Origin of the sequence: Bacillus sp. FSL W7-1360 (assembly GCF_038592975.1) — a bacterium.
Classification (GTDB): Bacteria; Bacillota; Bacilli; order Bacillales; family Bacillaceae_D; genus Shouchella; species Shouchella lonarensis.
Genome location: NZ_CP151950.1, coordinates 639,780 through 666,673, shown reverse-complemented (window position 1 = coordinate 666,673; position 26,894 = coordinate 639,780). Strand labels below are relative to the sequence as shown.

30 protein-coding genes are annotated in these 26,894 nt (G+C 42.4%); 8 read left to right on the top strand and 22 right to left on the bottom strand.

The features are described 5' to 3' along the window. Window positions 1–135 precede the first annotated feature (135 nt). The 6 genes from NSQ26_RS03340 to NSQ26_RS03315 all read right to left on the bottom strand — a co-directional run bounded on the left by NSQ26_RS03340 (window position 136) and on the right by NSQ26_RS03315 (window position 6,818). Window positions 136–2,265, bottom strand: coding sequence for a penicillin-binding transpeptidase domain-containing protein (locus tag NSQ26_RS03340; protein WP_499719129.1), 2,130 nt, complete (start codon window positions 2,263–2,265; stop codon window positions 136–138). Window positions 2,266–2,290: 25 nt separating this feature from the next. Then, a complete protein-coding gene (ftsL2, locus tag NSQ26_RS03335; protein ID WP_090775972.1) occupies window positions 2,291–2,626 on the bottom strand; it encodes a cell division protein FtsL in 336 nt (111 codons plus the stop codon). A gap of 16 nt (window positions 2,627–2,642) precedes the next feature. After that, window positions 2,643–3,575: a 16S rRNA (cytosine(1402)-N(4))-methyltransferase RsmH gene (gene rsmH / locus NSQ26_RS03330; protein ID WP_499719128.1), complete on the bottom strand. Its 933-nt coding sequence runs from the start codon at window positions 3,573–3,575 to the stop codon at window positions 2,643–2,645. Window positions 3,576–3,616: 41 nt separating this feature from the next. Beyond that, window positions 3,617–4,048 (bottom strand): division/cell wall cluster transcriptional repressor MraZ, encoded by a 432-nt coding sequence (gene mraZ / locus NSQ26_RS03325; protein WP_090775970.1) that lies wholly within the window; start codon window positions 4,046–4,048, stop codon window positions 3,617–3,619. A 130-nt stretch (window positions 4,049–4,178) separates the two neighbouring features. Then, window positions 4,179–5,801 (bottom strand): bacillithiol biosynthesis cysteine-adding enzyme BshC, encoded by a 1,623-nt coding sequence (gene bshC, locus NSQ26_RS03320; RefSeq protein ID WP_499719127.1) that lies wholly within the window; start codon window positions 5,799–5,801, stop codon window positions 4,179–4,181. A 90-nt stretch (window positions 5,802–5,891) separates the two neighbouring features. Then, complete coding sequence (locus tag NSQ26_RS03315) at window positions 5,892–6,818, bottom strand: 2-dehydropantoate 2-reductase (RefSeq protein WP_141769877.1); 927 nt, start codon at window positions 6,816–6,818, stop codon at window positions 5,892–5,894. A gap of 80 nt (window positions 6,819–6,898) precedes the next feature. Between NSQ26_RS03315 and NSQ26_RS03310 the strand changes: the two genes are divergently transcribed. After that, window positions 6,899–7,384, top strand: coding sequence for an N-acetyltransferase (locus NSQ26_RS03310; protein ID WP_090775967.1), 486 nt, complete (start codon window positions 6,899–6,901; stop codon window positions 7,382–7,384). A gap of 74 nt (window positions 7,385–7,458) precedes the next feature. Here NSQ26_RS03310 and NSQ26_RS03305 read toward each other — a convergent pair whose 3' ends face one another. The 3 genes from NSQ26_RS03305 to NSQ26_RS03295 all read right to left on the bottom strand — a co-directional run bounded on the left by NSQ26_RS03305 (window position 7,459) and on the right by NSQ26_RS03295 (window position 8,931). Next, window positions 7,459–8,019, bottom strand: coding sequence for an RsfA family transcriptional regulator (locus NSQ26_RS03305; RefSeq protein WP_090775966.1), 561 nt, complete (start codon window positions 8,017–8,019; stop codon window positions 7,459–7,461). A 180-nt stretch (window positions 8,020–8,199) separates the two neighbouring features. Then, window positions 8,200–8,373 carry a 50S ribosomal protein L32 gene (gene rpmF, locus NSQ26_RS03300; RefSeq protein WP_090775965.1) on the bottom strand — a complete coding sequence of 58 codons (174 nt, stop codon included), beginning with the start codon at window positions 8,371–8,373 and terminating at the stop codon, window positions 8,200–8,202. A gap of 39 nt (window positions 8,374–8,412) precedes the next feature. Next, window positions 8,413–8,931, bottom strand: coding sequence for a YceD family protein (locus tag NSQ26_RS03295; protein ID WP_499719126.1), 519 nt, complete (start codon window positions 8,929–8,931; stop codon window positions 8,413–8,415). A gap of 175 nt (window positions 8,932–9,106) precedes the next feature. Between NSQ26_RS03295 and NSQ26_RS03290 the strand changes: the two genes are divergently transcribed. Continuing rightward, window positions 9,107–10,330, top strand: coding sequence for a nucleotidyltransferase (locus NSQ26_RS03290; RefSeq protein WP_499719125.1), 1,224 nt, complete (start codon window positions 9,107–9,109; stop codon window positions 10,328–10,330). A 26-nt stretch (window positions 10,331–10,356) separates the two neighbouring features. On the opposite strand, the gene NSQ26_RS03285 is transcribed toward NSQ26_RS03290, so the two are convergent. After that, entirely contained in the window at window positions 10,357–11,421 is a 1,065-nt protein-coding gene (locus tag NSQ26_RS03285; RefSeq protein WP_499719124.1) for a SepM family pheromone-processing serine protease, read from the bottom strand. 2 nt (window positions 11,422–11,423) lie between these two features. Then, window positions 11,424–12,203, bottom strand: coding sequence for a patatin-like phospholipase family protein (locus tag NSQ26_RS03280; RefSeq protein ID WP_090775961.1), 780 nt, complete (start codon window positions 12,201–12,203; stop codon window positions 11,424–11,426). 211 nt (window positions 12,204–12,414) lie between these two features. Between NSQ26_RS03280 and spoVV the strand changes: the two genes are divergently transcribed. Further along, entirely contained in the window at window positions 12,415–13,629 is a 1,215-nt protein-coding gene (gene spoVV, locus NSQ26_RS03275; RefSeq protein WP_499719123.1) for a dipicolinic acid transporter SpoVV, read from the top strand. On the opposite strand, the gene coaD is transcribed toward spoVV, so the two are convergent. From coaD to NSQ26_RS03245, 6 genes are all read right to left on the bottom strand, one after another. After that, on the bottom strand, window positions 13,626–14,105 hold the full coding sequence (gene coaD, locus NSQ26_RS03270; RefSeq protein ID WP_499719122.1) for a pantetheine-phosphate adenylyltransferase: 480 nt from the start codon (window positions 14,103–14,105) through the stop codon (window positions 13,626–13,628). The genes spoVV and coaD overlap by 4 nt on opposite strands. Next, the gene (rsmD, locus tag NSQ26_RS03265) at window positions 14,074–14,661 is read right to left on the bottom strand and encodes a 16S rRNA (guanine(966)-N(2))-methyltransferase RsmD (RefSeq protein WP_499719121.1); all 588 of its coding nucleotides are present in this window, start codon (window positions 14,659–14,661) and stop codon (window positions 14,074–14,076) included. The genes coaD and rsmD overlap by 32 nt, the downstream gene beginning before the upstream one ends. Before the next feature lie 262 nt (window positions 14,662–14,923). Then, window positions 14,924–15,202: a YlbG family protein gene (locus NSQ26_RS03260; RefSeq protein ID WP_176763873.1), complete on the bottom strand. Its 279-nt coding sequence runs from the start codon at window positions 15,200–15,202 to the stop codon at window positions 14,924–14,926. Window positions 15,203–15,313: 111 nt separating this feature from the next. Further along, the gene (locus NSQ26_RS03255) at window positions 15,314–15,754 is read right to left on the bottom strand and encodes a YlbF/YmcA family competence regulator (protein ID WP_090775958.1); all 441 of its coding nucleotides are present in this window, start codon (window positions 15,752–15,754) and stop codon (window positions 15,314–15,316) included. Between the two features lie 75 nt (window positions 15,755–15,829). Beyond that, a complete protein-coding gene (locus NSQ26_RS03250) occupies window positions 15,830–16,096 on the bottom strand; it encodes a YlbE-like family protein (RefSeq protein ID WP_090775957.1) in 267 nt (88 codons plus the stop codon). 12 nt (window positions 16,097–16,108) lie between these two features. Continuing rightward, a complete protein-coding gene (locus NSQ26_RS03245; protein ID WP_090775956.1) occupies window positions 16,109–16,558 on the bottom strand; it encodes a YlbD family protein in 450 nt (149 codons plus the stop codon). Window positions 16,559–16,720: 162 nt separating this feature from the next. Between NSQ26_RS03245 and NSQ26_RS03240 the strand changes: the two genes are divergently transcribed. Both NSQ26_RS03240 and NSQ26_RS03235 read left to right on the top strand, forming a co-directional pair. Continuing rightward, window positions 16,721–17,281: a PaaI family thioesterase gene (locus NSQ26_RS03240; protein ID WP_499719120.1), complete on the top strand. Its 561-nt coding sequence runs from the start codon at window positions 16,721–16,723 to the stop codon at window positions 17,279–17,281. 187 nt (window positions 17,282–17,468) lie between these two features. Further along, entirely contained in the window at window positions 17,469–17,831 is a 363-nt protein-coding gene (locus NSQ26_RS03235) for a YugN family protein (protein WP_090775955.1), read from the top strand. Between the two features lie 42 nt (window positions 17,832–17,873). Here NSQ26_RS03235 and NSQ26_RS03230 read toward each other — a convergent pair whose 3' ends face one another. Next, entirely contained in the window at window positions 17,874–18,350 is a 477-nt protein-coding gene (locus tag NSQ26_RS03230) for a TcaA NTF2-like domain-containing protein (protein WP_090775954.1), read from the bottom strand. Window positions 18,351–18,400: 50 nt separating this feature from the next. After that, window positions 18,401–18,946 carry a DUF420 domain-containing protein gene (locus tag NSQ26_RS03225; RefSeq protein WP_499719119.1) on the bottom strand — a complete coding sequence of 182 codons (546 nt, stop codon included), beginning with the start codon at window positions 18,944–18,946 and terminating at the stop codon, window positions 18,401–18,403. A gap of 197 nt (window positions 18,947–19,143) precedes the next feature. On the opposite strand from NSQ26_RS03225, the gene NSQ26_RS03220 reads away from it, so the two are divergent. Genes NSQ26_RS03220 through NSQ26_RS03210 form a run of 3 tightly spaced genes read left to right on the top strand, consistent with a single transcriptional unit; the run spans window position 19,144 to window position 23,981 of the window. Next, window positions 19,144–21,483: a glycosyltransferase gene (locus NSQ26_RS03220; protein ID WP_499719118.1), complete on the top strand. Its 2,340-nt coding sequence runs from the start codon at window positions 19,144–19,146 to the stop codon at window positions 21,481–21,483. 27 nt (window positions 21,484–21,510) lie between these two features. Next, window positions 21,511–22,719 carry a class I SAM-dependent methyltransferase gene (locus NSQ26_RS03215; RefSeq protein ID WP_499719117.1) on the top strand — a complete coding sequence of 403 codons (1,209 nt, stop codon included), beginning with the start codon at window positions 21,511–21,513 and terminating at the stop codon, window positions 22,717–22,719. 59 nt (window positions 22,720–22,778) lie between these two features. After that, window positions 22,779–23,981, top strand: coding sequence for a class I SAM-dependent methyltransferase (locus NSQ26_RS03210; RefSeq protein WP_499719116.1), 1,203 nt, complete (start codon window positions 22,779–22,781; stop codon window positions 23,979–23,981). 73 nt (window positions 23,982–24,054) lie between these two features. Here NSQ26_RS03210 and NSQ26_RS03205 read toward each other — a convergent pair whose 3' ends face one another. Genes NSQ26_RS03205 through ctaD form a run of 3 tightly spaced genes read right to left on the bottom strand, consistent with a single transcriptional unit; the run spans window position 24,055 to window position 26,868 of the window. After that, entirely contained in the window at window positions 24,055–24,402 is a 348-nt protein-coding gene (locus tag NSQ26_RS03205) for a cytochrome C oxidase subunit IV family protein (protein WP_090775949.1), read from the bottom strand. Between the two features lies 1 nt (window position 24,403). Next, on the bottom strand, window positions 24,404–25,027 hold the full coding sequence (locus NSQ26_RS03200) for a cytochrome (ubi)quinol oxidase subunit III (protein WP_499719115.1): 624 nt from the start codon (window positions 25,025–25,027) through the stop codon (window positions 24,404–24,406). Beyond that, complete coding sequence (gene ctaD, locus NSQ26_RS03195) at window positions 25,027–26,868, bottom strand: cytochrome c oxidase subunit I (RefSeq protein WP_090776010.1); 1,842 nt, start codon at window positions 26,866–26,868, stop codon at window positions 25,027–25,029. Before ctaD ends, NSQ26_RS03200 begins: the two co-directional genes overlap by 1 nt. Window positions 26,869–26,894: the final 26 nt, after the last annotated feature.

Genomic DNA, 26,894 nt, shown 5'->3' with positions numbered 1-26,894 from the left:
TATGGTCTTTAAACAATGGTTATGATTTTTATTTCTCGCGTTCTTTCAATGTGAATGTATGATAACGAAACACACACAAAGGCAAAAAAATGCCTTGCGCACATCTATCACGCAAGGCATCTTAACTGTTTTTATTTAATTGTTGTCATCTTGCTGCTCCACACGCGGTGCAAATGTCGCATACAATACACCATCCTTGAGATGCTGCTTGACTAAATAGCCATGTCCTTCAAAAGACGGTTCAAGCGATAATACTGTGGTCACTTTTAACACATCACGCACAGACCATCCCGTCATATCCGGCATACTCGTTTCTTCTCCATCTGTACGTAGTATCATTCGCTCATGCCGAGCGACATGTTCCCCTACTTGTGGAGACTGCGACACGACCTTGCTGCCCTCTCCAATTACGACTGGCGTCAACCCATCTTCCTTTAACATCGATACTGCTTCATCGATCGGCTTTCCCTTCACATCACGTAAGGAAAGAAGTGATTCGGAAGACACTTCTTCTTGTTTATTTTCTTCAGCTGTTGTATGCGCGACAGCACTCTTAATCACTTCATTAAAAATATATGAAACAGGTGCAACACCACCGCCTCCTGCTTCCAAATTTGGCTTTGTCACAGACACATAAACAACGACTTGTGGATCATCATATGGCGCCATTCCAAGGAATGAATACAAATATTGTCCACTTCCTTGCAAGTACTTCCCGTCCTCTACAATTTGTGCTGTTCCGGTTTTCCCCGCTACTTGCAACCCCTCAACATCATACACTTGCCCTGTACCTACTGGCTCAGAAACCACCCCACGCAACAACTTACGAACATGGGCAGCCGTCTCAGCGGAAATGACTTCTCTAACCACTTCTGGTTTTCTTTCATATGTTGTTTTTCCAGACTCATCAACCACTTTTTGAACAACGTATGGCTTCATCATCTTGCCCTCATTTGCAATCGCTGTAAACGCTTGGACAATTTGAATCGGTGTCATAGCAGAGCTTTGACCAAATGACGTCCGTGCCGCGTCCGCCCGGCTTTCAAGTGTTAATCGGCTTGTTCCTTCTTGCGCCATATCAATACCCGTTTGCTCATTAAAACCAAAACGCTGCCAATAAGAAGAAAATGTATCTAGTCCTAATCGTTCCAATACTAACTTCGTCATCAATACATTTGACGAGCGATACACACCTTCCGCAAAGGAAATGTCCCCCCATCCGCCTCGATTGACATCACGAATTGGTGCAGTATGCGCATCAATTTCATATTGCCCTGATCTAAACATTTCTTCGTCGTGAAACACACCTTCTTCTATTGCAGCAGCGACGGTGAATGCCTTCATCGTTGAACCAGGTTCAACTGTGTCATGTACAGCGTAATTCGAAAAGTTTTCAATATCATGGTACGCGTTCGGATCGAAGCTTGGACGATTGCTCATCGCAAGGATCTCCCCAGTATGTGGGTTAGCGACAATGGCCGTCATCTTTTCAGGCGTGTATACTTCTTCCACATGTGTCATCGCTTGCTCTAATGTCACTTGAATACCTGTATCAATGGTCGTATACAAATCAGATCCATTTTCGGGTAGTTCTATTCTTTCTTTTGCATCAGGTATACCCCGTCCACCACGTGCAAGTTGGTGGTCAATTTTACCATCTTTCGCTTGTAAGACGTCATCAAATTTCGCTTCTAGCCCTAAGCTTGGTATCTCTTCTTGACGACTCTCGTGACCAATAACATGAGAAGCAAACACACCTTTCGCATAGTAGCGCCGTGTCTCTTCTTCAATGACGATCCCAGGTAAACGGAGCGATTCAATTTCTTCTTTTTGTTCATATGTTAATCCTCTTGCTTCTTTTCCTAGCTCGATTTGATATTTGCTGCGGCGCACCCCGTCTTCTAGCCGTTCACGCAAAAACGCCTCTTCCATCTCGGTCACTTCAGACAATTTTTTTGCTGTTTCTGCAACGTCTTTCACATAATGATTCGGCCCTTGTGCTTGAGACAAAATGGCTGTAATCGCATACGACGGCACTTCCTCTGCAATCACTCCACCATCTCGCGTATGAATCGTTCCACGCTTCCCAGGCAGTATGCGCGCTTCTTGATATTTCGCTTCCGCTAATGCCCTCAAATCTTCGCCATGTACTTCTTTAAAGAATTGGATGTAAAGAATCCTAATAGTAAATACAGAAAAAATGAACCAAAAAACGAGCATTAATATTACCGCTCGTTTATTCGTTACTGCTTGTTTAATTTCCAAGCTCCTCACACTCCCTCGAGTCGCATCATTCTCCCCCTGCGCGTTCCATTCCAAGTCCTTTGGCATGTTCAATAATTCTCTCTGGTGCGCTGAGTTCATCAATTTTCATTTTCAAGCCCGCATTTACCTTCTCTTGCGCATTCATTTCTTGTTGTGTTTCATGAATGGAGACATCCAAGCCATAGATGGTTGCATAGTTATGGACGACCCAACCAAGCAATAAGCAAAGTACGACCGCCATCAAACTTGCGATCATTTTTTCTCCGGGGGTCACTCCTTTACGGTAACGAACAACGTGTTGCTGCTCCCTTACATCATGGTGCTCATGTTGATACTCATACGACTGTTTCGGTGCAATCATTGTGTAATCCCCCCGTTTATCTTTTTTCAATAATCCTTAATTTTGCTGATCTGGCTCGGTTGTTACCAACCAATTCATCCGAACTGGCGACAATGGGTTTCCGTGTCACTAATTTGAATGGCGCTGTCATCTCCTCTGGTATGATCGGGAGACCTCTTGGTACATCAGGTTGCTTTGTTTTTTCTTTAAATACTTGTTTACATAGGCGGTCTTCTAATGAATGGAAAGTAATGACCGCCATACGTCCACCACTTCGTAGCAATGATAAACCATCTGTGAGCGCTTCTTCAAAAGCACCGAGTTCATCATTCACAGCAATGCGAATCGCTTGAAACGTTCTTTTTGCTGGGTGTCCTCCCGTTCTTCTAGCAGGTGCAGGAATTGCGTCCTTAATGACCTCCACAAGCTGTCCAGTTGTTTCGAGTGGTTGCTTGGTGCGAAAAGCTTCAATCTTACGCGCAATTTGCTTAGCAAACTTTTCTTCTCCATACCGAGAGATGATGGATACAAGTTTAGCAAACGGCCACTCATTTACAATCTGTTGCGCGGTAAGTGGTGCCGTCTGATCCATGCGCATATCTAGTGGCGCATCTTGGTGATAACTAAATCCACGGTCAGCCTCATCTAACTGCGGTGAAGACACGCCTAAGTCGAATAAAATGCCATCAACAGCGTGCACATCGTACTTAGCAAGTGACGCTTGTATCCAACGGAAATTGCTGCGAATGAGCGTCACTTTATTCTCATAAGGGGAAAGTCTTTCTTTGGCATGTGCTAACGCCACATCATCTTGGTCAAATGCATATAAATGCCCCCCCTCACCAAGCTGTGCTGCAATCCTTTCACTATGACCTGCACCACCTAACGTACAGTCTACGTAAAGGCCACTTGGTTTCATATGGAGCCCTTTTACGGCCTCCTCCTTTAATACCGTTGTATGCAAAAACATTCAAACACCTTTTTCACATTAATATTTGAGATTGCGTCACATTACAGGTCAAGGTCAACGAGGTTTTCAGCAATCTCTGCCAGTGCATCCTCTGACTGTACGACATAGTCTTTCCAAAGTGATTTGCTCCACACTTCTAAACGCGTCGATACACCGATGACAACACAATCTTTTTCCAGCTTAGCATATTCTCTTAATGGCGATGGGACATTCAGTCTGCCTTGTTTATCCAATTCGCACTCTGCTGCACCCGAGAAGAAAAACCGCGTAAAAGCTCGGGCATCTTTTTTTGTGAAAGGTAGAGCTTTCAATTGTCCTTCAAGCTTGTCCCATTCCACTTTTGGGTAAATAAATAAGCAGTGATCAAGTCCACGGGTGACAACAAATGAAGGACCAAGGCTGTCTCTAAACTTGGCAGGTACAATCATACGGCCTTTTTCGTCGATCGTATGATGATATTCTCCCAAAAACATCGATCAGCCACCTCCCCCACTTTCTCCCTCTAACTTACCACAAATCACCACTTTGCACCACCCAGCCTCATAAGTTTTCCACAAAAAAGAAAAAAGTCCTGCCCGAAGACAAAACTTTTTAAAGAATACTTTACAAATAATAAATGAACGGCTGGTCAAACCGAGGTGGCGTCTCTGCAATCATTCTAGAAAATAGATTGAATCCGTACAAGTTGACGAAAATAATCATACTAAGCAAACGTTCTTGCGGCTTCGATTGAGGATAGAGCCAATCTATTGCTTCATCAAATTTCCTTAAATGTACAGCGTGCTTTCCTCGTACCTCTTGTAGCATCTTTTCTTTAAGAAATTGAAGTTGTTGCTGTAACTTTAAATGATTTTCTTCACTGAGTTCTCGTAACGTTGGACTCATTTGCCTCGCTAATTGTCTCAGTGGCCTGTGTGCCTGCTCAATTTCCTTTTGTGCTTCATGAACAACATCCTCAATGGACAGTGATTGTTTTTTTTCTAACCATGACTCTCGCTTACGTATTCCTTCTCCTGCAATATACGCAGCAGCTGATTCGCTCTGTTCTAAGAGCCACTTTTCAATATGGCGTGGCACAATGGTTGCAGATAGACGGGGAACAATGGGCGGTATCTTCAATCCATATAATGTAAACACTTCTTTTAGCGTTGCCCAATAGGATAATTCTCCCGGTCCCGCACTAAATGCAAGCGTCGGGAGCAGCCATTCCTGCATGAGTGGACGTGTAACAACGTTGTTGCTAAACCGTTCCGGTGTTTCCTCCACCATGGCTAACAACGTTTCTCGCGTATAAGAAAGGTTGGTTCCTTTAATAAAAAAATGACCGTCAGCATAGTCTAGCCGCCGTCTCGTTCCATCAATTGTTAAAAAAAGATGCGCATTTTCACGCGCTGTCACAAGCGTAGATGGATAACCTAGTTTGGTCAAAGCTTCATTCCCCGCCTGCTGCATGTTTTGCAATTCTTCTGTTTGCTGGATAAGCGCACGAAAAAACGGACGCTCTAGTTGACGTATCGCCTGATCACCACTATCCAAGTAAAGCAAGCCCTCTTCTGCAAATAACTTGTGCATCATTACCTGGAAAAAATCACTGTATGTTTGCGACGTCTGCGCTGCCTCTAATAAAAACGCTTGTAAATGTTGCGTATGCATTGTTTCTGGCAAGGAAGAAAACAATTTCTGACTCAGTACTGAAAATGCTGCTTTTGGAAAAGCCTTATCAGTAGCAGATTCACCTGTTCGTTCATCTTCTAATACATGCTTCTGCCAACCACGAGTTGCTTTCATATACACAAAACGTATTTCATCTAAATCATGGTCTTCACCCGCTACCCAAAAAACGGGTACAACAGGACGTTGCAATGTCTGCTCATAGTGGCGTGCCATTATAATAAGTGACATCGCTTTATAAACTGTATACAATGGACCTGTCAATATTCCTGTTTGCTGACCACCAACGACGACAAGAGACTCGTCTTTCCTTAATTTGTGAATATGATTTAAGCAGGGTTCAGCATGTGGTAATCCAGCATGTTTCTTTTCAAGCTCATCACATAACGCTTGCCGATGAGGAAAAGAGCGTGCTGAAATATCAGCCCCGCGTTCCCGTAGCCAGTTTGCGTCATGAATATCGTAAGAAAAGCGTTTTTGACATCGCGCCGGTTGTTCCAGATAGTCATATAAAAGCCCTTGTAAATGCATCTTATTTAGCCGCTCAATCCTCATTTAATGCTCCCCTTCGCTTTCCTATGTATATCTCTACGCCTTCATCATAGCAAAAAAAACGAGTGAACCCAAACAAGATGCTTGCAACACTCAATGATCGTTTCTATTCACGAGCAAGTGAGATAAAAATGCTATGCACGGGGCGGCTTTCTTCTTTCTGTCTGCTTCCTTCAGTAAATAGCCCATAATGGCTTCCGTTTCTAAACGCCTTCCCACCTCGTAATCAGCACGCATGGATGACGTATTATCACTTGTCTTTTGACAAACTGATACAACGCGCCGCCATAACATGAGCCAATCTGCATCTCTATTTAGCACCGAGATTGCTTCACGAAAAATGGTACGCATCGCTTGTTTATAACTCGGCTCGGTGAGCAACGCCCCATTTTTCACACCTAATAGTGCTGTCAGCGGATTAATACACACATTGACAATCAACTTATCTTCCAGCATTTCTTTATAGTGACATGCTCTTTCAATCTGCAGAAAAGATGTTTCCACAAAAGATTCCGTTGTGAATAGGCGAAAAGGTGCCACACGTATACGTCCAAGTCCGGTCACTTCCACGCAAGTGTCCGTGCTTTTTTTGACGCCATATTCAACACCCGCAACATAGATGTCTCCCTGAAGTGATGAAATGATATCAAGGTGGGACATCCCATTTTGGATAAACAGCCATTGCCGGACAGCCATATTCTTTTGGAAAAATGACTGCAATGCGGTTGCCACATCATATGATTTTACGGCTACGATCAATAAGTCGAAAGACATAGGGATGGCTTCATTGGTCGTATTAGCTTTTACCTCAGCCGTGTATGACAATAAACCGTCTACACGAATCCCTTCCTTGTTTAGTCGACACGCTTGCGCAGGTCGTCTTGTGAATACCATCACGTCTGCACCCTCTTGCTCGTATGCACTCGCTAACAATAACCCAATCGCTCCAGCGCCAATGACCCCCACTCGCACTTCCTCACCTCTTTTCATCCGTATTGTACCAAATATTCTTGTCGACACAAAGCGATTTCTCGTGCGTACTGACACTATTTTGTAGTAAACTAAAATAGGAATGTTATTTCATATAGGAGGAAAGCACCATGGCACACATTCAAGTAAAACGGCTACTTGTCAATTATAAGACACTGGAAGAGTTTCGCGCATTTCGTGAGTACGGCGCCGCGGAATTGTCAATGAAAGATGACTTAAATGAGAGCATCATTGAAAACGATAGTGAATCACCCTTTTATGGCATTTACTATGGAAAAAAATTGGTGGCGAGAATGAGTCTTTATCGCATCAATGCACAATTTGACCGCTATTTTGAACCACCACAAGATTTCTTAGAACTTTGGAAACTTGAAGTACTACCTCCTTATCAAGGAAAAGGTTACGGGCGCGCACTGGTTGACTTTGCAAAACAATTCAATTTGCCGATTAAAACGAATGCTCGTCAAAGTACTGGCGAATTTTGGGAAAAGCTTGGCTTTGAATCTGTGACGTATAACGAAACACGTGACCGGGGCGAAAGCCCTTATGTATGGTTTCCAAATGGTGTACAAGAACAAACCGCACAAACAAACTAAAAACAGGCGGGCAATATGAGAAGTGCACCACATTATGGCTTCACTTCTCATATTGATGCCCGCCTTACCTTTTATCACATCGACTTTTGGGTCTCTCCCGCACGATCTACCGTTAAATGACGTGCACGCTCCATAATGTCAATTAATGCCCGATAATCCTTCGCAATCGTTTCTTTCTCTTTTTCAAGTGCTTCTAAACGTGCCCGCAACTGCCTATTTTCGTCTGTCAATGCATGAACATGTTGGTGATCTGCTTGTTTATCGCCTAACTCCTGCAAATAAGCAATGATCATATCCATGTTAATGTTAGGCGGTGTGGCCCTCTGCATAGACGACTCATTCTTTTTGTAAAAAGATATCTCTTTCTTTTGTAAATCTTGTTCGTGTTGCTCTTTTCGATATCTTTGTCTACTCGAAACCCGTTTCCTTTTTGCCATCTTAATTTCTGCTTCATATTTTCTGCGAATGGTTGAGTTCCATCGAAACCCGCAAGCAGCACTCGTTCTAGACAATTTTTCTGCCACCTCTTCAAAGCCAGCTAACTGTGTTCCACCTTCACGAATGTGCCTTAACACTGTTTCTGCTAACAACAAATCTTCTTCTTCCGTCCACGCATCTTGGCGATTAGCGACCATTTAAAAAACCTCCTCTTATCACATGGAAATAGTAAAGTGTATGCACAAACCCATTCAAATAGACTTTATTCTATTACTATAAGATTCCCTTTATCCTAGGAAAATATGCGATAGACTACATATTTACGCATGAAAAAAACTTAGTACCTAGGTACTAAGTTCTTTTCATGCGTTCCGTATTTATTTTGCTGAGACATTCTCACCCTTGTAAGATCCACACTCTCCACAAACACGGTGTGAAAGCTTATACTCTCCACAATCTGGGCATTTTACCATACCTGGCACTTCTAACTTATAGTGCGTACGGCGCTTATTTTTTCTTGTTTTAGATGTTCGTCTAAATGGTACCGCCATTTGTAACACCTCCTTATCGTTCTCAAAACTAAAACAATCTCAATCCTTTTCCTCAAACAAGGTCGCTAACTGTGCCAAACGCGGATCAACTGTTGCCTGCTTAGATGCCTCAGTGATGAGCGCCCATCCCTGACCTTCCGACGGAGCCAGCGCCTCTGAAGGGTGATCGGCATAAACTTGAATAGGAATTTCAAGAAAAATCCGCTCACAAATGGCTGGTAGCAAATGAATGTCTTCATTTGTATACGTATAAACATCTGCTTCATCAAGGGTAGGCGGTGGTTGCTCTCCTTCTGGTACAAAATGTGCTGTCCCATCTATTGAGAATGGAAAAGAAACATCTGCTAACGTCCTCGCACAAACCAATGTTAATGTCCCTTTCACCGTGAACGAACAAGTGTACACATGCCGCCTCGCATGAAACGTCACAGCAAACGCTACTGGTGTCGCCGCACGTATCTCTTTATGTTGACAGAGCTGTGTAGCGATATCCTCTGTTCCTTCAAAGGAAAGGGGCTGAACACGAGCGTTTTGTAATTGTTGCATTGTCCATTTCATATGCTATTCACCTCATAAGGCAACAAAAATTATTATAAGACTACACAGCTAGAATGTCAATCTTTTTTCTTTACACAAGGCTGTTGTTTTACAAGATCGATACGTTATAATGAACAGTATAAAGACTTATTGTACTATACATACGGTTGATTTGCAAAGAAGGGGACGAGGTTACATGAAAGCTGTTGGTGTTGTTGTCGAGTATAACCCTTTTCATAACGGTCACTTACATCATTTACGTGCCGCAAAAACTGACACAGGTGCACACATATGTATCGCAGTTATGAGTGGTTCTTTTTTACAGCGAGGGGAACCAGCCATTGTGTGCAAATGGACAAGAACAAAGATGGCACTTGCCTGCGGCGTCGATGTGGTCGTCGAACTCCCATATGCCTATTCCGTGCAAAGCGCCGCTCGTTTTGCTGAAGGAGCGACCAACATTTTAGCCGCCCTTGGCTGTACACATCTTCACTTTGGCAGCGAAGCCGGTGACATCACCTTATTTCATCAACTTGTCCAATTTATGAATGAAAACAAAGAAGCTTATGACTTCGCTATAAAAGAACACATGCAAAAGGGCGTAAGCTATCCAAACGCAAGCGCAGCGGCATTTCGCACCTTGGCAAATGGCAATGAAACATTATTAAGGCTCGATCAACCAAACAATATCCTTGGGTATCATTACGTTTCGTCCATTACACAGCAACATCTCCCTTTAATTCCCGCCACCACCGTGCGCAAACAAGCAGGCTTTCATGAAAAAAATATTCATGATGAGCATACCATTGCAAGTGCAACAAGTATTCGTCATGCACTATCATCTGGCCAAGAACTATCTAACCTTTCGCGTGTGATGCCTAAAACAACAATTTCAGCGCTGGAAAAATATATGCTACAAGTTGGGCACTTGCACACGTGGGAGCGCTACTTTCCATACTTACAACACCGATTATTGACCACACCTCTTTCACACATTCGTACGATTGCAGAATGTGAAGAGGGGATTGAGTTTCGCCTAAACGAGGCCGTCTACGAAGCTACCTCTTTTGTTGACTGGTTACAGCATGTGAAAACAAAGCGCTATACACAAACCCGGATACAACGTCTGGCAACACACTTATTAACGGGTACCACCAAAGAGATGCTTTCTTACATTCATGAGCAACCTGTTCCATATATTCGCTTGCTTGGCATGTCTACAATAGGACAGACCTACTTAAACAAAAAAAAGAAGCAGCTTTCATGTCCCATTGTGACACGTGCAGCCGAACTCAAACACGCCTCTACGCTAGGCGCGCTCGATTTACAAGTTGATCAGGCATATGCGCTAGCACACCCACCAGCTATCACACAACGCATATTAAAGCAAACGTATAAACAAGCACCTATTCGTATATAAAAAACACGCTGTTCTAAAAGGTCCTTTTATGACCTTTTAGAACAGCCCTCCGTTTTCTCTGGTAATGTCTTTAAAAAAGTAAGCGCATCTTGCAATGTATCTACAGGAACTATGTCCATTTCCGTCCCGATCGCCTCAGCCGCTTTTTTTGCTTCAACATAGTTCGAGTTAGGTGCGCCATATTGATGAGGAACAAAGAAATATGCTGCACCCTCGTCATCTGCAGCAACCACTTTTTGATTCGCTCCACCAATGGGGCCTACTCTCCCCATCTCATCGATAGTACCTGTACCCGCAATACAATGTCCTTTTGTCAAGTTTTCAGATGACAACTGTTGATAAACTTCTAGCGAAAACATCAGTCCAGCAGACGGACCACCAATTGCCCCTGCGGTAATCTCAACATCGGGAACAAATGTCACCGTTCGATCCGTCAGTGGTCCTTGGATCCCGATCCCAGCTCGCTTAGAGATCTCACCCTCACGCGCTGGCAATTTGGCAAATGTTAACGATTCCGTCTTTGCAACACCTGCACGCCGAAAGGTGACAGAGACCGTGTCACCTTCTTCGTATGAAGATAACACCTCTAACAACTCCTCTGCCGTCTTTACATCTTGGCCATTAATTTGCTTAATGACATCCCCAGATTTTAAATAACCTTCAGCCGCCATCCCTTTCACAATACTAGACACATACACCCCATTATTCGTAATATTGACGCGACCATGAGAAGAAGCCGTGTAAGCAGCAATTTTAGCGTTATCTTGAGAAATCTCCATCATCACACGTTGACGTTCATCATACTCTTCATCTGTTAACTCTTCTGGTGCAGGATGTAAAGAGCGGAACGGACTTAAGTAAGACCATGCGGCTAACAAAGGAGTCGCGTGCGCTGTCTGAATCGTTGTTAACATAAACGTACCTGAATGTTCCTTCTTAGAACCATCCACATGAACCATTTCCGTTAAAGGTTCAGCCATACCTGGTTGGCTGTAATAGTAAGGAATTTTTATCCAGCCAAGCAAAAGTAAAATTATAAATAAAACGACCCAACGCTTCCAAGAAAACTTTTTTATGATTGTTTTCTCCATGATTACCTCCACTCTTTCAACAAAGCTTTTATCATTGGTAATTCCGCCCGACATGCCTCTGCACCTTGTTCAATTAGCTGGCTTGTCTGCGAAAAGTCTAGTGGTGCTGAGTGCTTTAAAATTGGACGAATATGTATGTCTCCTAAATGAATCTGACCGCGAGCCAATTCTCTACCCATAATATCCATTGTTTGCATTAAAATCTCGTACACAGATGGTGATGAAAGCGTTGATCGGAAAAAAGAGACGTCAACAGCAATGACCACATCTGCACCCATGTCACGCACAACGGAAACTGGTACACGCTCAACTACCCCGCCGTCAACAAGCAATCGGCCGTTCATCATGACAGGTACGAAAATGCCTGGAATAGACATGCTTGCCCGTACCGCGCGTGCAACATCACCGGACTTCAATATGACACGTTCACCAGCATTTAAATCTGTTGCAACAACACACACTGGGGGATCCAATGCTTCTAAGTAACCATTTTTAGCAAGCATACGTATGAGCGTCTCGATTTTTTTCCCCGCAATGAGTCCTTGTTTAGATACTGTAAAGTCTATATAATCCTTTCGCTTAAAAAGTTTCGCAAACGTCTCCATCGTCTCCACAGTATGACCTGTCCCATACATCGTAGCAACAAGTGCCCCCATGCTGCTTCCGGCAATAAAATCAATCGGGATTTGTTCCTCAACCAATGTTTTTAAAACACCAATATGAGCAAACCCCCTTGCACCACCAGATCCAAGAGCAAGGCCAATTTTAGGTCTACGCTGCACTACTTATGCGCCTCCTTTATATTACCTGTTCCACTTTCCTGTTTCAATCTTATGGCTTTCAATCAAAAGTTAGAAGTAAGAAAGGCCATGTGGAAAGTCAAGAACAGTTGCGCTTCTAAATTGGACAGCAAAAGCGTACTTTTTATGAAGTAGGAAAAGCCTTCTCAACTTCTCACTTCCTACCTCCAACCTCAAAACTGGTGGTGCTTTTATGCGGGCAGTCCCAATGAGATTCTTTTCAAAAACAAGATTGTTAGCAGCTTTTTCTATCATCTGCACAGGCGCCTTGATTGCAAATCCTCAAGTAGCAATAGATGCATCCATTCGAGGTCTTTCTATGTGGTGGTATGTTGTTTTCCCCTCACTTTTACCGTTTTTCATCATGTCTGAATTGCTCATCGGTTTTGGCGTCGTCTCTTTTCTCGGTGTTCTCCTAGAGCCCTTCATGCGACCAATTTTCCGTGTTCCTGGCCATGGTGGCTTCGTCTGGGCGATGGGACTAGCAAGCGGGAATCCCGCTGGGGCAAAATTAGCTGTACGCATGAGGCAAGCGAACGTTGTCACGCGCATTGAAGGGGAGCGGCTCACCTCATTCACAAGTTCTGCGAATCCATTGTTTATTTTTGGCGCCATCGCCGTTGGTTTTTTTCATCATCCAAATCTTGGGCTTCTTCTAGCTATTGCCCACTATGGTGGGAACATCCTTGTCGGTCTTTGTTTTCGATTTTATGGCACAAATAACGCACAACGAACGACCATTCAAAATCACAATGATAGAGAAGGATTTACCCGCCTCTACAAAAATCGTATACAAACGGAACAAACATTAGGGATATTACTTGGTGATGCTGTGCGCACGTCTATACAAACGTTATTACTTATTGGCGGTTTTATCATTTTATTCTCGGTATTAAGTGAGTTATTGACAACCATTGGTCTGTTAAGTATCGCCGCAACAGCCATGTCTGGAATCTTTGCCATCATCGGTCTGCATACTGATCTTTCTAAACCATTTATCGCGGGTATATTTGAGATCACGATTGGCATTGAACAGATTAGCACGCTTCCTTCCACACCATTAGCAGCACAAATCATCGTCACATCTTTCATTCTTGCTTTTGGCGGCTTATCCATTCAAGCACAAGTGGCAAGTATTCTCGCTGAATCAGACTTACGTTTTCGTCCATTTTTTTATGCCCGGTTATTACATGGCTTGTTTGCGGCAGTTCTAACAGCGATTCTTTTTCAGCCTTTGTATGTACGGCATGCTGTCGAAACAACCACGTTCGCACCATTTAATGACGCTATTTTTGGTACGACCATTTGGGCGCTATTACAACAATATGGTGGAGACATGACGCTCATTGCCCTCATTGTGTTCATCTTTTTAAATGCACGAAAACAGACGAGGCCGGTTTTTCACTAAACATTAAACTTTTTTCCGAGTGCATCTGCAACTGGTACTGGCACAAGCGCGGATATATTTGACTGATAAGTTGCCGCTTCTTTGACGATACTAGAGCTAATAAACGCTGTCTTTGGATCCGTCATTAAACAAACCGTGTCAATCTCGGGTGCTAAGTGACGGTTCAACGCGGCAATCGACATTTCATAATCAAAATCAGTCGCGGAACGTAACCCTCTTACAATGACCGTAGCCTGTTTTGATCGGGCATAATCGATGAGTAACCCATCAAATGATTCAACGATGACGTTCGGTCTACTTTTTAACACTTGTGCTAGCATGTCTATTCTTTCTTCTATAGTAAATAACGGTTTCTTTTGTTGATTGATGAGCACCGCTACAACGACTTCATCAAACATCGCTGCGGCACGGGTAATCAAATCAACGTGTCCATTTGTGACGGGATCAAAACTCCCTGCGCAAATCGCACGTGTCATCTTTTTTCTCCTTTCGATATAACGATATGACTGTTTGTCCATACAACGCTTCACGATGGCACACAAGCGTACCAACACATTTTCGTAGAGAAACAGCGCGATCATGCTCACACACGACAATACCTTCATCAGCTAACAAATTGTACTCCGCTATTGACGACAACAACTTTTCAAGCGATTGTTTCGCATAAGGAGGATCAAGGAACACAATTGAAAATTGTATATCACGCTTCGCTAACGCTTGTAATGCCCTCGAAGCATCATTTCGATACACTTCGGCTTGTTCAATCAGCTTAGTATGTGATAAATTCGTGTGAATCGTTTCAATCGCTTGTTTTGCGCTATCAATAAAGACACACGTTTCCATTCCTCGACTTAACGCTTCAATACCAAGCCCGCCGCTACCAGCGTAAAGATCAAGCGCTTTTCCACCAGAAAAAAAAGGCCCAATCATACTAAAGAGCGCTTCTTTCACTTTGTCCGTCGTCGGACGGGTGCCACTCCCGGGAACAGCCTTTAAACGCAATCCCTTGTGCACACCTGCAATAATTCTCATACGATCACCCATCTACTGTCATTTTTAACCCCAGCACTCTTACATGTATAAAAATAAATACATGCGTCTATACTGACGAGTAGCAGCACAGAATGTGTTGCGACAACCGCAGAGAAGACTTACGTTTCCCCATAAGTTCTTCCTCCGGTTTCTCCTCTCCCATAGCCATGTAACATCATGGCAAGGCGCCTCTCCTTATAAGAGGCGCCTTTTTTTCGTAAAGAGCAAGCAGCTTACACCACATGGTCTTGAGCTACTTCAACTAAATACCCAATTTGTAGTCATATTCTTTCGCTTTATCTGGTTTCGCATTTTGAAAATCTGTCGCAAGGAATGGGCGCATCGACACTTGCACATCTTTCACAAAATGGAGTGGGGCAATCTTATCCATCGTTGCCGCTACTTTTTCTTGGTCACAATAAAAAAGAACATATTTCATCTTTTTGGACACATATTGAACATGACCAAAACGGCGAAGTTGTCGCGCATACTTTAACGATGTTAACCATACAACAATCCCTTGACGATCCCGACTTATCATACTCGCCTGTGCCCCCTACCTATGCTATATCACACAGTCTATCATAGCTATTTATCACTTACAAACAATCTTGCTGCCCTTTGCATATGAAATAAAAAATCGTCTGCGTACTCATCCACAACCACACGCTTTACCAGTACTACAGCCACCACTACAGGAACGTTGATCAAAAAACGGGTTGCCCGTCGGGACCTTAATCGATGGTGAAATCGCTTGCGCCAAAATGGCACTTACTTCATTTAGACATGCTTCTAAATCAGCTTCAGCCTGTTTGAAATCTATGACGATTGGATCTTTATCTAATTCACGTTTCACCGTTCGGATTTCTTGTGAAACTTTCGCATAATCAGGATGATACTTTCCAAAACGCTGTACTTCTTCATGCGCTTCTTTCACCACCGCAAAACGGTTCATTTTTTCTTGAGCCGTTGCACACTCATTTAAACGCTGACGTGCTATTTTATACCGCTCGAATACATCAGACATTAACATCACTTGTGAAAAGTCCTCTGACGCTGCCATCATTCTCACTGTATCCATTGTCCCAACCACGCAAATCCCTCCTTACAACATCATTGTACACTTTTTTATTGTTTTCCTCTAGAGGGATTTGCCATTCCACTTTAACTATTGAACAAGTGATTGCACCGTCTCTTCAAGCGTGCCTTTTCCCATTTTCATCATTTCCATGAGCATCATCATGACATTCACATTATTTTGCATCTTCTCTACCCGTTGAGGCAATGTTTTTCCATAATAACGTTTGGCTTCTTGTTCCATTTCTCCAAGACGCGCTGGCTGTCGCGCTAACAAACGATACCAAACCGGATGATGTCTCATAAATGTGCGTAACTCCTCATCCTCTAGTAAACGCCTGCGAATGTCTCCTCTCATGATAAATCACCTCTAGTCTTTCCGAAAAGAAAATGGTGAGTCATTCTCTTTTCGAGCTGTTGGCGCCGTGGGTTTTTGAAATGTCTGCACTAAATTTTGAATATTACCGAGGACTGCACTGAATTGTGCTAAATGACTTTGTAAGTCTTGCACATTCATTTTCTTCATCATCCCAAGCAGCTGTCCCATCATTTCACCGTTGTCAGCACCTTCCTCGTCTTCTTCTGCACCCTCAGCTTCAGGCTGTTCGGGTTCTTCTGGCGCGTCAGTTTGCGCATATTCTCCCTCTGTTTGTCTATACGACTGCCAATATTCATGACCTTCACCAAGTATCGTCCATTCCTCAAACACATTTTGCATTGTCTTTTTTCCTGATTGGATATCACGCATCACACCTGGATGAGCTTTAATAAAACTTTTAAACGCTTGCACGGAAGGATGGAGGTTGTCTTGTGCATCCATCAATATTCACCCTCTCTAAAATAAAATATACAGTGTATTATATCTTCACAGCTAGGCAAACGTGCAGAGGTTTTTGCTTCTTTTTTCCTCTTTTGTTACACTGAATAAAGCACATCTCTCCAACCTACATCAAAATCGACACCGATGAAAGAGGTGATCATGATGACTTGTAATAACAAAACTTCTACCGCAACGTGGATTGAAAAAGGTGAACACATCGTGGATCTTGAAAGTAAAATACAAACGTTTATGTCAAAAGCAAGTAAAGAAGATTTGACCATCCTTTCAAATATTGTCGATGGATTACTGGAAAAACAAGCGGATCAACACCAAACGTACCTCTCTGCTATTACCCATGTTACCCATGACCAACGAAATGAAGATGAATTTGAGTTGCAAGCCCCCATCACGCCACTGCTTTATAACCCATTAAAAATGGTACACGGCGGCATTACCGCAACATTGCTAGACTCAGCCATGGGTTTACGTGCGGTTCAATCATTGCCCAACCATCTGGCTGCGGTCACGTCTCAACTAAACATTCATTATATTCGTCCAGGATTTGGCTCTCGGTTACGTTGTGTTGCACGAACTGTCCATACAGGGAGACAACTTGTCGTCGTTGAAGGAGAGACTTATGACGATAAAAACCGGCTTGTTGCAAAGGCAACTGGCACTTTTTATGTCATTCCAAGAAAACCACATGAAGAAGCAAGAATGTAGCATACCAAAATACAGCGGTCAATCGGCGGAAGTCAGATGCAAGTTCACTCGACGATGCATGGCTTCCTTGAAATCCTCCAATCTGAATATTGGATTCTGATTTCTGACTTCTGGAAGGTTGCATCCAAAGCCCATTCGTACTATGATAGGAATGAGACATTTTCGTCTAATAAGAGGGGGAACGACTGTGAAATTTACTGAAACGAATTTAGAAAACAAAGAGCTGCCATTCTCTATTGTCCATTACGCTGCTGAAACATTAGGGTTTGTCCATGCAGAACAGTGGGACTATGAACGTGTCATGTTTGACTACAAAATTGTCCACCACGACGGAACGTTTTATTTGCGCATTCCTGCTTATGCAGTAAAAGGAGATATGCCACACCCTTCAACTACCGTAAAACTTATGACGCCTATCCTTGGAAAATACTATTACCCTCACGGTGTAGAGTATGGTGAAGAGACATTTCCACAAGCAGTGCTTGACAAATGCCGCACTAAGCTAACCTCACTTACAAAAACCATTGAGCAAGAACTGCAAGAACTTTAAAAGAGGGCTGTCCGCTGACAGCCCCTTTTCCTTTTGCACCATTTAATTTGAACGATCAATAATTGTATACAGACGGTACTCACTTTCTGACCCTTCTACAATCCAATAACGGACAGAACGATTCACATCCTCCAGCTCACCATTCGGTCTTTCAATCACTACATGTTCGTCTACGTCTACCAACAAATCTCCTGCTTCTTGATCGCGGTAAACACCGCCCACTTCAAATGAGACAAGTGATTTTGTTGCTGCTTGTTTCGACAAGTCTTCTACATAACGGTGAAACGCCTGCGAGAAAGATGTATTTGGAAGAAAATACGTTTCTTCTAGTTCGTCCACATCTCGCTTATTCACCGCATCAATCATTTCCTTCTTATATTGCGTCACAAAATCGACCACTTTTTGTCCATCTTCTTTAGAAAGAGGGGTCAAATCCGTTGGCTCCTTCATCCCACACCCCGCCAGGAAAACAACAAATAATAACCCAACTACCGTATACATCACATCTTTAGCATTCACACAAAAACCCTTTCCTGTTAAGTTGATCACCTTTAGCTAAAGGCACAAGATTAGTAATAAGGCGCGATTAGAAGATAAACGAGCACGCCTGTGAAACTAACATAAAGCCAAATAGGCATTGTCCAGCGTGCAATTTTTTTATGGCGTTCGTGTTCCATGTTCCACGCACGTGCGACACTCGTCAATGCAAGCGGGACGATGACAGCTGCCAACACAATGTGCGTCACAAGCACAAAATAGTATAATGCAGCCATCAAGCCACTTCCACCATATGGTGTTGATTCCGCCAATAAATGGTGGGCAACATACGTCACTAAAAACAATGTTGTGGTCACAAATGCGGCATAAATAAATCGCCGATGTAACTGTGTTTTCCCTTTTATTATCGACACAAGTGCCGCTAATAAGAACAAAAACGTAAATGAATTTAAAATCGCGTTTGTCCGTGGCAAAATGGTTACATCAAAGGCATCAAAGTCTTTTACACCAGGCAGCCCTGATAATATACCAATAATACCAATGAGCACAACTGAAATCACAATAATTGCCGGACGATAATTTCGCTTTTTTATTGGTTTTTGTAAATCCTTTTCCACCTATCTCACTCCTCTACGCATGACCTCCTTCAGTATACTACAAAACAAGCCATTCCTTGAACAACTATGCGGCAAATTTTCCACACTTCTAGACAAAATTATTCGCTAAAATAGCCGCTTCATAATTCATGCAGCCTCCACATATGATATTGAGATGATAATTGCGTGTTTGAATGGGGACAGAAAGGAGTTGCCTAATGATTACAATTAGCTTATGTCTCATCGTAAAAAACGAGGAACATACACTGGATCAATGCCTTTCTTCAGTTGAGGGCGTTCCTGATGAAATTATCATTGTAGATACTGGCTCTACAGACCGAACAAAGGAAATCGCTCATAAATGGACCTCACACGTATATGATTTTGAATGGATTGACGACTTTGCTGCTGCACGTAATGCTTCCTTTAGTTACGCCACAAAAGAATACATTTTTTGGCTTGATGCAGATGACGTGCTGACGCCTGGTGAAAAGAAGAAACTAATTGAGTTAAAATCATCTTTACCGTCACACGTTGATGCAGTCGCAATGAAATACCAAATGCTACACGGCTTTGATTCAAATGCGACTTCTCATACGACCCGTTTACGGTTAGTGAAGCGAGAAAAAGGATTCACGTGGAAAGGCATTGTCCATGAAGACTTATCCATTGACGAACAGTACCAGTATTTTAATTCAGACATCATTGTTACCCATACAAAAGAAATGAGCAATCCTAATGGGGCACCTTCACGAAGAAACATTGACATTTATGAACGCCACCTAGCAAAAGGTTACGACTTAAACGTTTCTGATATGTTTCATTACGCTAGAGAGTGTGTCGTGAACAAAGAGTATGATAAGGCGATCACTTATTTTGAGAAATGTCAGGACAGCTCGGAGATCTCATTGGAAAACAAAATCTTCCTACTCCACAAACTCGCTACTTGTTATGTCATGAACGGACACCCGGAAAAAGAGTTACCCTTAACGCTAAAAGCATTATCGCTTGATACCCCTTATCCCGCCTTCAGCTGTCGAATGGGCGAACATTTCTTAAAACAAGGACATGTAGAAGCAGCCATCTTTTGGTATACAACTGCTTATAAACAACCATTACCTGCCCGTTACTCTTGGTCTGTTGCTGATAATATCTACCATACATGGCTTCCTCATCACCAACTTGCACATTGTTACGAAGGAATTGGCGACTTAAAACAAGCGCAATTTCATAGAGAACAAGCAGCATATTATAAAAAACAAGGCGGACCGGCGCATCCAGCTTCCAAACTGACCACCGAGCCTCCTCATCTCACATCACCACAGGAAAGCTTTGAACAGCAACAAGCGGGAGAGGATCGCCTGCATATTCATCGTGGACTTCACGCAGACACATTCTCATTTTTGAAATCGGGCACCCCTTTCATTCAAAAACAATTCCGAGATACGCCAGAGGCAAAAGCATGCTTTGAAAACGAAAAAAGGGCACAAGAAGTTTTCTCCAAGTTTTCATGGTTACCAAAATGGCACACAAGCGACGAGCGTTCTTTTACAACAGACATGTATGCAATGGATAACCGACTAGACACATTGTCCCATGTCCTATCTGAATCGGCTAAAGACGAAGTGCTAGGGCAAATTATGTCAGTTATTTTAGACCTTTATGTTAAAGGATACGCCCACCGTGACATACACGCACGAAACATCTTTTGCCACAATGGTGTCCAACTAATCGATTATGAATACTTAATAAAATATCCAGACGATCATCTTCCGCTTTTTCTTGAAAGCTATGACATTACAGGTCAAGGGTTACCTAGTCCTTATAATACACAAAATATGGGCTTCTTAAATACCCATCCTTTATCTATTAGCCGTGTCTTTCATGCAACATTAGACAAAGCTATACGTACATTAGGCACAACACTTATTCATGAACTCACACAAGTCTCTCAAGACTTTCAAAAGAAAGAAGGCAGACACCGACATAGTTTCTCACGACCTTACTGTTCATTTTCATTACCAAAGCTCACCGTCACACCGCAAATGGCACAACGAGATGGCTCCCGTCGCTTAAAGAAATTTGAGATTAAACAAACAGATTTACGCGAAAAAACATTACTCGATCTAGGTTGCCATTATGGCGGAATGCTTTTTGAGTCTCAAAAATTACAACCGAAAATGAGTCTAGGAATTGAATTTGATCACAACAAAGTGCACATGGGGAGAAAGGTTGCAGCACTAAATCATTTGACCAACGTACATTTTAAGCAAGGGGACATCGATCATTTAACAGCACAAATGATTGATGGACCGTATGATATTGTATACAGCCTTGCTATGGAAGCACATGTAAAAGACCCTCACCGTATGTACCAGTTACTCGGGGATGTTACGAAAGAACTTTTACTTTTTGAAGGAAATGCCACGACCCATGTTGAGGAAGTGAAAGAAAAACTGCAAGCAGTAGGCTTCCAAAAAATTGACTTTATCGGCTTTTGTGATGATGATTTCATGGACGTTCATAATAACCGCCCACTTTTTAAAGCATGGAAATAATCACTATTGTATGAGGAGCATTGTCTTATGACACAGCAAAACTTGATTCACCATGGATTTCACTCTATAACATTCCCTTTTTCTCGTTCTGATGAACGCTATATGCTCAAACACTTTCTTAATACAACAGAAGGAAACACCTTTTTTGAAACAGAAAAACTGGCACAATCATTATTTCATATGTTTCCTTGGTGCCCTTCATGGAAATGGCATACAACCCGTATATTTGTTACAAAAATGTACCCTCCAGCACATCGTTTAGATAAAATCGCTCTCCATATGACAGAAGCAGACCGTGAAAATGTACTCGGACAATTGATGTCTGCCGTACTTGACATGTACACCACAGGATATGCTCATCGTGACTTGCATGCAGAAAACATTTTCTTTCATGAAAACAAAGTAAGGCTCATTGATTACTCATTTATGGAAAGATACACTGGTGCGCCGCCTCCCTTTTGGGAAAGCTACGATATTACTGGCGCAGGACTGCCTAGTCCTTATAACACCCAGCATGTTTGTTTTTTAAAACAAACTTTCGCCGCTTCCGTCAGCAAAACATTACAAGCTTCATTAGAAGACGCGAAAATTGCACTACAAAAAGAACTTATAAAAGCACTTACACTTGCTTCTGTCACATTTCATTCTCAAGGGAAAAGACACTTACCAAGTGTCTTTCGCCCCTACAGTTCTTTCATACTTCCTGATCTACATATCCTACCAGAAAAAGCCCAACGAAACAGCACACGTCGTTTACAACAGTTTGGCATCACGGTCGATGATCTTGAAAACAAAACATTGCTTGACTTAGGCAGCCACTGTGGCGGCATGATCTTTGAATCGCAAAAATTGAAACCACAACATAGCTTAGGTGTCGAATTTGATGATGACAAAGTTCATATCGCAAAGAAAATCGCTGCCTTTTCGCATCTAAAAAATGTCCACTTTATGCAAGCTGATATTGATCACATCACGATTGCTGACATAAATAAAGCGGACGTTGTCTATTGTTTATCCATTGTTTCACATCTAAAAGACCCTGATCGGTTGTATTCGTTGCTAGGAAGCGTAACAAAACAATTATTGCTTTTCGAAGGAAACGCACGCACAAATTCAAGCGACGTGAAAATGAAGCTAAAGGCAGCAGGATTTAAAAAAGTGACCTTTCTTGGTTACTGTGATGATGATGCCCACCCTGCTTATCATTGTCGCCCACTCTTTAAAGCGTGGAAGTAATCATAGATGAAAGTGAAAAAGGCACATGCAGTAGAAAAAGAAAGACAGGGGGATTTCGTATGTCAGATGAAACCATCATACATCGGGGCTATCAGTCTGAAACCTTTTCTTTTGAAAAGTCTGGACAGTCCTTTATTCGAAAAGTATTTTTACAAAACAACGTCGGAAAAGACTGTTTTAATCAAGAAAAAATTGCTCAAAAAACATTTAAACAATTCGATTGGATGTTACCGTGGGAAGAAGAAGGCAACAGCATGTTTGTTACAAAGATGTTCCCTTCTGAACATCGTTTAGATCTCATTGCTCCGCAGTTATCCAAAGAGCAACAACAAGATGCAACAGAACAAATTATGTCTATCATATTAGATTTATATGTGCATGGTTTTGCACATTGCGATCTACATGCAAAAAATCTTTTTTATCATAACTCACGCGTTACCCTCATTGATTATGAAACGTTACGAAAATACCCAAACGGTCACCCACCTCCGTTCTTTGAAAGCTACGACCTAACTGGCAAAGGATTAAAAAGCCCTTACGAAACTGGAAATATGTTTTTCTTTAAAGAACACCCCGTGTCAATTTGTAATATTTTACATGTTGCAACATTAGATGAAGCAACCGAGGCACTGAAGAAGAAAATCATCTCGGAATTAACATCCGCATCTACAAGTTTTCGGAAAAAGCAAGGAAGACTTGTTCCGAAAAAAACCATGCCTTATGCTACTTTTTCATTGCCTACTATCGAAGTAAAAACAGCACATAGAAATAGCACAAGACGATTACAGCAGTTCGAAATGAACGAGCGCGATTTACGTAATAAAACTTTACTCGATTTAGGGAGTCATTGCGGCTCAATGATTTTTGAATCGCAAAAATTAAAGCCTAAAATGTGTCTTGGAATTGAATATGACGAAGATAAAGTACACGTTGCCAAAAAAATCGCCGCATTTGCAGGTTTAAATCATGTTCAATTTAAACAAGGTGATCTGGAAAAACTTTCGTTAAAGGACTTAAACCACTCCTTTGATGTTGTGTATTGTTTGTCTATTGATGCCCACGTACAAAACAAAGAACATTTATATCGTTTACTAGAAAGCGTCACAAAAGAGCTGTTATTGTTTGAAATGAACACGCTCACCCCTCCAAAGGAGACGATAAAAGATTTCCAGCGTTTAGGCTTCAACACAGTTTCTTTTTTAGGATACTGTGATGATGAAAGAGGCAATACCACTCGTGCACTCTTTAAAGCATGGAAATAATATGTTCTGGCTACGGAACATAAAAAACAAGCGCACTGAACGATGCATCATCGCTCAGTGCGCTTGTTCAAATTTAATATTTCACAGTACCAATCAGCAACATTAAAGATGCAATTGTCGGCACAGTGACAAAAATGCCTGTTACCATGAATACGGTTGCCCATGTATGATCTTTGTCTTTCATATGCATGAAAAACAATAGCTGCAGAAGCAACTGTACAAAGGCAAGAATCAAGATAAACGGTACGGCAAAAGAGTGCGGTACAACGTCTGCTGCAACTGCAGCAAAAGCGAGTACCGTTAAGAAAAGCATGAGCACAAACATAATCATTTGGTGCTTAATTTCTTTTTTCATTGCCCGCTTTTCTGCTGCTGTCATTGCACTCTTCTCAAATGGGGTACTTAAATGTTCATCGGCCATGTTAATAACCTCCTGCTCCCATTAAATAAACGACGGTGAAAATGAAAATCCATACAACATCAATGAAGTGCCAATACAAGCTGGCGACATAGAACTTTGGTGCATTCGTCAACGTAATGCCTGAGCGCATGTAGCGGAAAATCAAAATGGTAATCCAACATAAGCCAAACAATACGTGCGCCCCGTGCAGTCCAACGAGCGTGTAGAATGCAGAAGAGAAAGCACTTGTCGTGAACCCAAACTCATAGTCATGGACGTAATGTTGGAACTCGTAAATTTCCATTCCTAAAAACGCAATCCCAAGCACTACAGTAATGATCATCCAAGCCATCATTTGCTTAAATTTGTTTTTCTTCATCGCAAACATGGCGAACACACTTGTCATGGAACTCGTCAAAAGAATCATCGTCATAATGAAAACAAGCGGTAATGCGAATAAATCTGTTGACGTAGGACCATCTCCAACCCCGTTACGCAAACCTAAATACGTTCCGAAAAAAGTTGCAAACATAATGGTTTCGCCACCAAGAAAGAACCAGAAACCAAGAAACTTATTTTTTCCTTCTAACGTTGCCCGCTCTGGATGAGAAGGCAAACCTTTGCTTGTATCAACTATACCCGCCATTATTTGCCTCCTCCCAGTTTCTTCAGGTCAGCTTCAACTTGCTGTTTCGGTACATGATAGCCATGATCTTCTTTAATGGACCGAATCGCCATGCTACCGAATGTCAATAGCCCACCTAAACCAATCACAATCCAAGGGCTCACAATGGTTGACTCCATCTCCAACATGATGAATCCTAATCCTCCGAAATATAAACCGACCGAAATGATGAGCGGTAAAATCGAGCCATTTGGCATATGGATATCAGCCACTGGTTCTGCCGGTTTCATCGTGCCATCTCCATGTACCTTCTCATAGAACAACGGATCGAGTGAACGGACTTGCGGTGTTTGAGCAAAGTTGTACTCAGGTACTGGCGTTGGTGTTGCCCACTCTAATGTCCGTGCATCCCACGGATCATTGACACCAATGACACGCTCACCTTTAAACGCAGAATAAATGATGTTTACAACGAGCAAGATGACCGCAATCGACATGAAAAATGTCCCGACCGTGCTGATCATATTGAATTCATCTAATCCTTGGTTCCCTAAGTATGTGAACACACGACGCGGCATGCCCATCAGTCCGAGGAAATGCTGAATGAAAAAGGTTAAATGGAAACCAACGGTGAATAAAACGAAGAACCATTTTCCGAGCTTCTCATTTAATTTGTGATTAAACATTTTCGGGTACCAATAAAATAATCCCGCAAATAAGGCAAGCACGATTCCACCCACAATGATGTAATGGAAGTGCGCCACAACAAAGTACGTATCGTGATACAAGTAATCAACTGGTGCCATCGCTAACATGACCCCGGTCACACCACCTAGGACGAATGTCGGCACAAATGATGAAGCGAACAACATCGCTGTATTAAACGTGATCTTTCCGCCCCACATCGTAAAGAGCCAGTTAAATATTTTGATCCCGGTTGGTACCGCAATCGTCATCGTCGCAATCGCAAAAATCGAGTTTGCGACTGGACCCACACCAACGGTAAACATATGGTGCGCCCACACCATGAATCCTAAGAAAGCAATAATCATCGTCGCAAACACCATTGCGGTGTAACCAAATAAGCGTTTACGCGAGAAAGCTGGGATGACTTCAGAAATAATCCCAAACGCTGGTAATACAAGGATATACACTTCTGGGTGACCAAAAATCCAGAAAATATGTTGCCATATGACGACATTCCCGCCCATCCCTGGCGCAAAGAAGTTGGCATCAAATATTCGCTCTAGCATTAACAATGCAAGCCCTGCTGCAAGCGGCGTAAAGGCAAACAAAATTAACGTTGACGTCACAAAAGATGTCCATACAAACAACGGCAAACGCATCATCGTCATGCCTGGTGCTCGCATGTTAATAATCGTTACAAGGAAGTTAATTGCTGAGATTAATGTTCCAATCCCAGATATTTGTAAACCTAATACGTAAAAATCAATACCTAGTGCACCTTCCGTTGTAGATAGCGGTACGTACGCTGTCCAACCCGCATCAGGTCCGCCACCGAAGAACCAACTTGTTGAAAGCAACAATCCTCCGGCTAAGAAAATCCAAAATCCTAATGCATTGACAAATGGGAAAGCAACATCACGCGCACCAATTTGCAAAGGAATGACATAGTTCATAAAGGCAAACAACAATGGCGTTGCTGCCAAAAACAGCATAATCGTTCCGTGCATGGTAATAAATTCATTAAACGTCTGTCCACTTAAAAATTCATTATTCGGGACCATGAGCTGTATTCTCATGAATAGCGCCATGACACCCGCTTTTACAAAGAAGAGCGCCCCAGCGATTAAATACATAATCCCTAGCTTTTTATGGTCGACTGTTGTTAACCAGTCCATCACGACGCTTTTTTCTTTTTTACTAG

What these genes read in the sequence shown, in the direction of transcription:
- ftsL2 (WP_090775972.1), bottom strand. Translation starts at nt 2,626, where the DNA reads ATGATTGCACCGAAACAGTCGTATGAGTATCAACATGAGCACCATGAT.
- rsmH (WP_499719128.1), bottom strand. Translation starts at nt 3,575, where the DNA reads ATGTTTTTGCATACAACGGTATTAAAGGAGGAGGCCGTAAAAGGGCTC.
- mraZ (WP_090775970.1), bottom strand. Translation starts at nt 4,048, where the DNA reads ATGTTTTTGGGAGAATATCATCATACGATCGACGAAAAAGGCCGTATG.
- bshC (WP_499719127.1), bottom strand. Translation starts at nt 5,801, where the DNA reads ATGAGGATTGAGCGGCTAAATAAGATGCATTTACAAGGGCTTTTATAT.
- NSQ26_RS03310 (WP_090775967.1), top strand. Translation starts at nt 6,899, where the DNA reads ATGGCACACATTCAAGTAAAACGGCTACTTGTCAATTATAAGACACTG.
- NSQ26_RS03305 (WP_090775966.1), bottom strand. Translation starts at nt 8,019, where the DNA reads ATGGTCGCTAATCGCCAAGATGCGTGGACGGAAGAAGAAGATTTGTTG.
- rpmF (WP_090775965.1), bottom strand. Translation starts at nt 8,373, where the DNA reads ATGGCGGTACCATTTAGACGAACATCTAAAACAAGAAAAAATAAGCGC.
- NSQ26_RS03295 (WP_499719126.1), bottom strand. Translation starts at nt 8,931, where the DNA reads ATGAAATGGACAATGCAACAATTACAAAACGCTCGTGTTCAGCCCCTT.
- NSQ26_RS03290 (WP_499719125.1), top strand. Translation starts at nt 9,107, where the DNA reads ATGAAAGCTGTTGGTGTTGTTGTCGAGTATAACCCTTTTCATAACGGT.
- NSQ26_RS03285 (WP_499719124.1), bottom strand. Translation starts at nt 11,421, where the DNA reads ATGGAGAAAACAATCATAAAAAAGTTTTCTTGGAAGCGTTGGGTCGTT.
- spoVV (WP_499719123.1), top strand. Translation starts at nt 12,415, where the DNA reads ATGCGGGCAGTCCCAATGAGATTCTTTTCAAAAACAAGATTGTTAGCA.
- coaD (WP_499719122.1), bottom strand. Translation starts at nt 14,105, where the DNA reads ATGACACGTGCGATTTGCGCAGGGAGTTTTGATCCCGTCACAAATGGA.
- rsmD (WP_499719121.1), bottom strand. Translation starts at nt 14,661, where the DNA reads ATGAGAATTATTGCAGGTGTGCACAAGGGATTGCGTTTAAAGGCTGTT.
- NSQ26_RS03260 (WP_176763873.1), bottom strand. Translation starts at nt 15,202, where the DNA reads ATGATAAGTCGGGATCGTCAAGGGATTGTTGTATGGTTAACATCGTTA.
- NSQ26_RS03250 (WP_090775957.1), bottom strand. Translation starts at nt 16,096, where the DNA reads ATGAGAGGAGACATTCGCAGGCGTTTACTAGAGGATGAGGAGTTACGC.
- NSQ26_RS03245 (WP_090775956.1), bottom strand. Translation starts at nt 16,558, where the DNA reads ATGGATGCACAAGACAACCTCCATCCTTCCGTGCAAGCGTTTAAAAGT.
- NSQ26_RS03240 (WP_499719120.1), top strand. Translation starts at nt 16,721, where the DNA reads ATGACTTGTAATAACAAAACTTCTACCGCAACGTGGATTGAAAAAGGT.
- NSQ26_RS03220 (WP_499719118.1), top strand. Translation starts at nt 19,144, where the DNA reads ATGATTACAATTAGCTTATGTCTCATCGTAAAAAACGAGGAACATACA.
- NSQ26_RS03215 (WP_499719117.1), top strand. Translation starts at nt 21,511, where the DNA reads ATGACACAGCAAAACTTGATTCACCATGGATTTCACTCTATAACATTC.
- NSQ26_RS03210 (WP_499719116.1), top strand. Translation starts at nt 22,779, where the DNA reads ATGTCAGATGAAACCATCATACATCGGGGCTATCAGTCTGAAACCTTT.
- NSQ26_RS03205 (WP_090775949.1), bottom strand. Translation starts at nt 24,402, where the DNA reads ATGGCCGATGAACATTTAAGTACCCCATTTGAGAAGAGTGCAATGACA.
- NSQ26_RS03200 (WP_499719115.1), bottom strand. Translation starts at nt 25,027, where the DNA reads ATGGCGGGTATAGTTGATACAAGCAAAGGTTTGCCTTCTCATCCAGAG.
- ctaD (WP_090776010.1), bottom strand. Translation starts at nt 26,868, where the DNA reads ATGGACTGGTTAACAACAGTCGACCATAAAAAGCTAGGGATTATGTAT.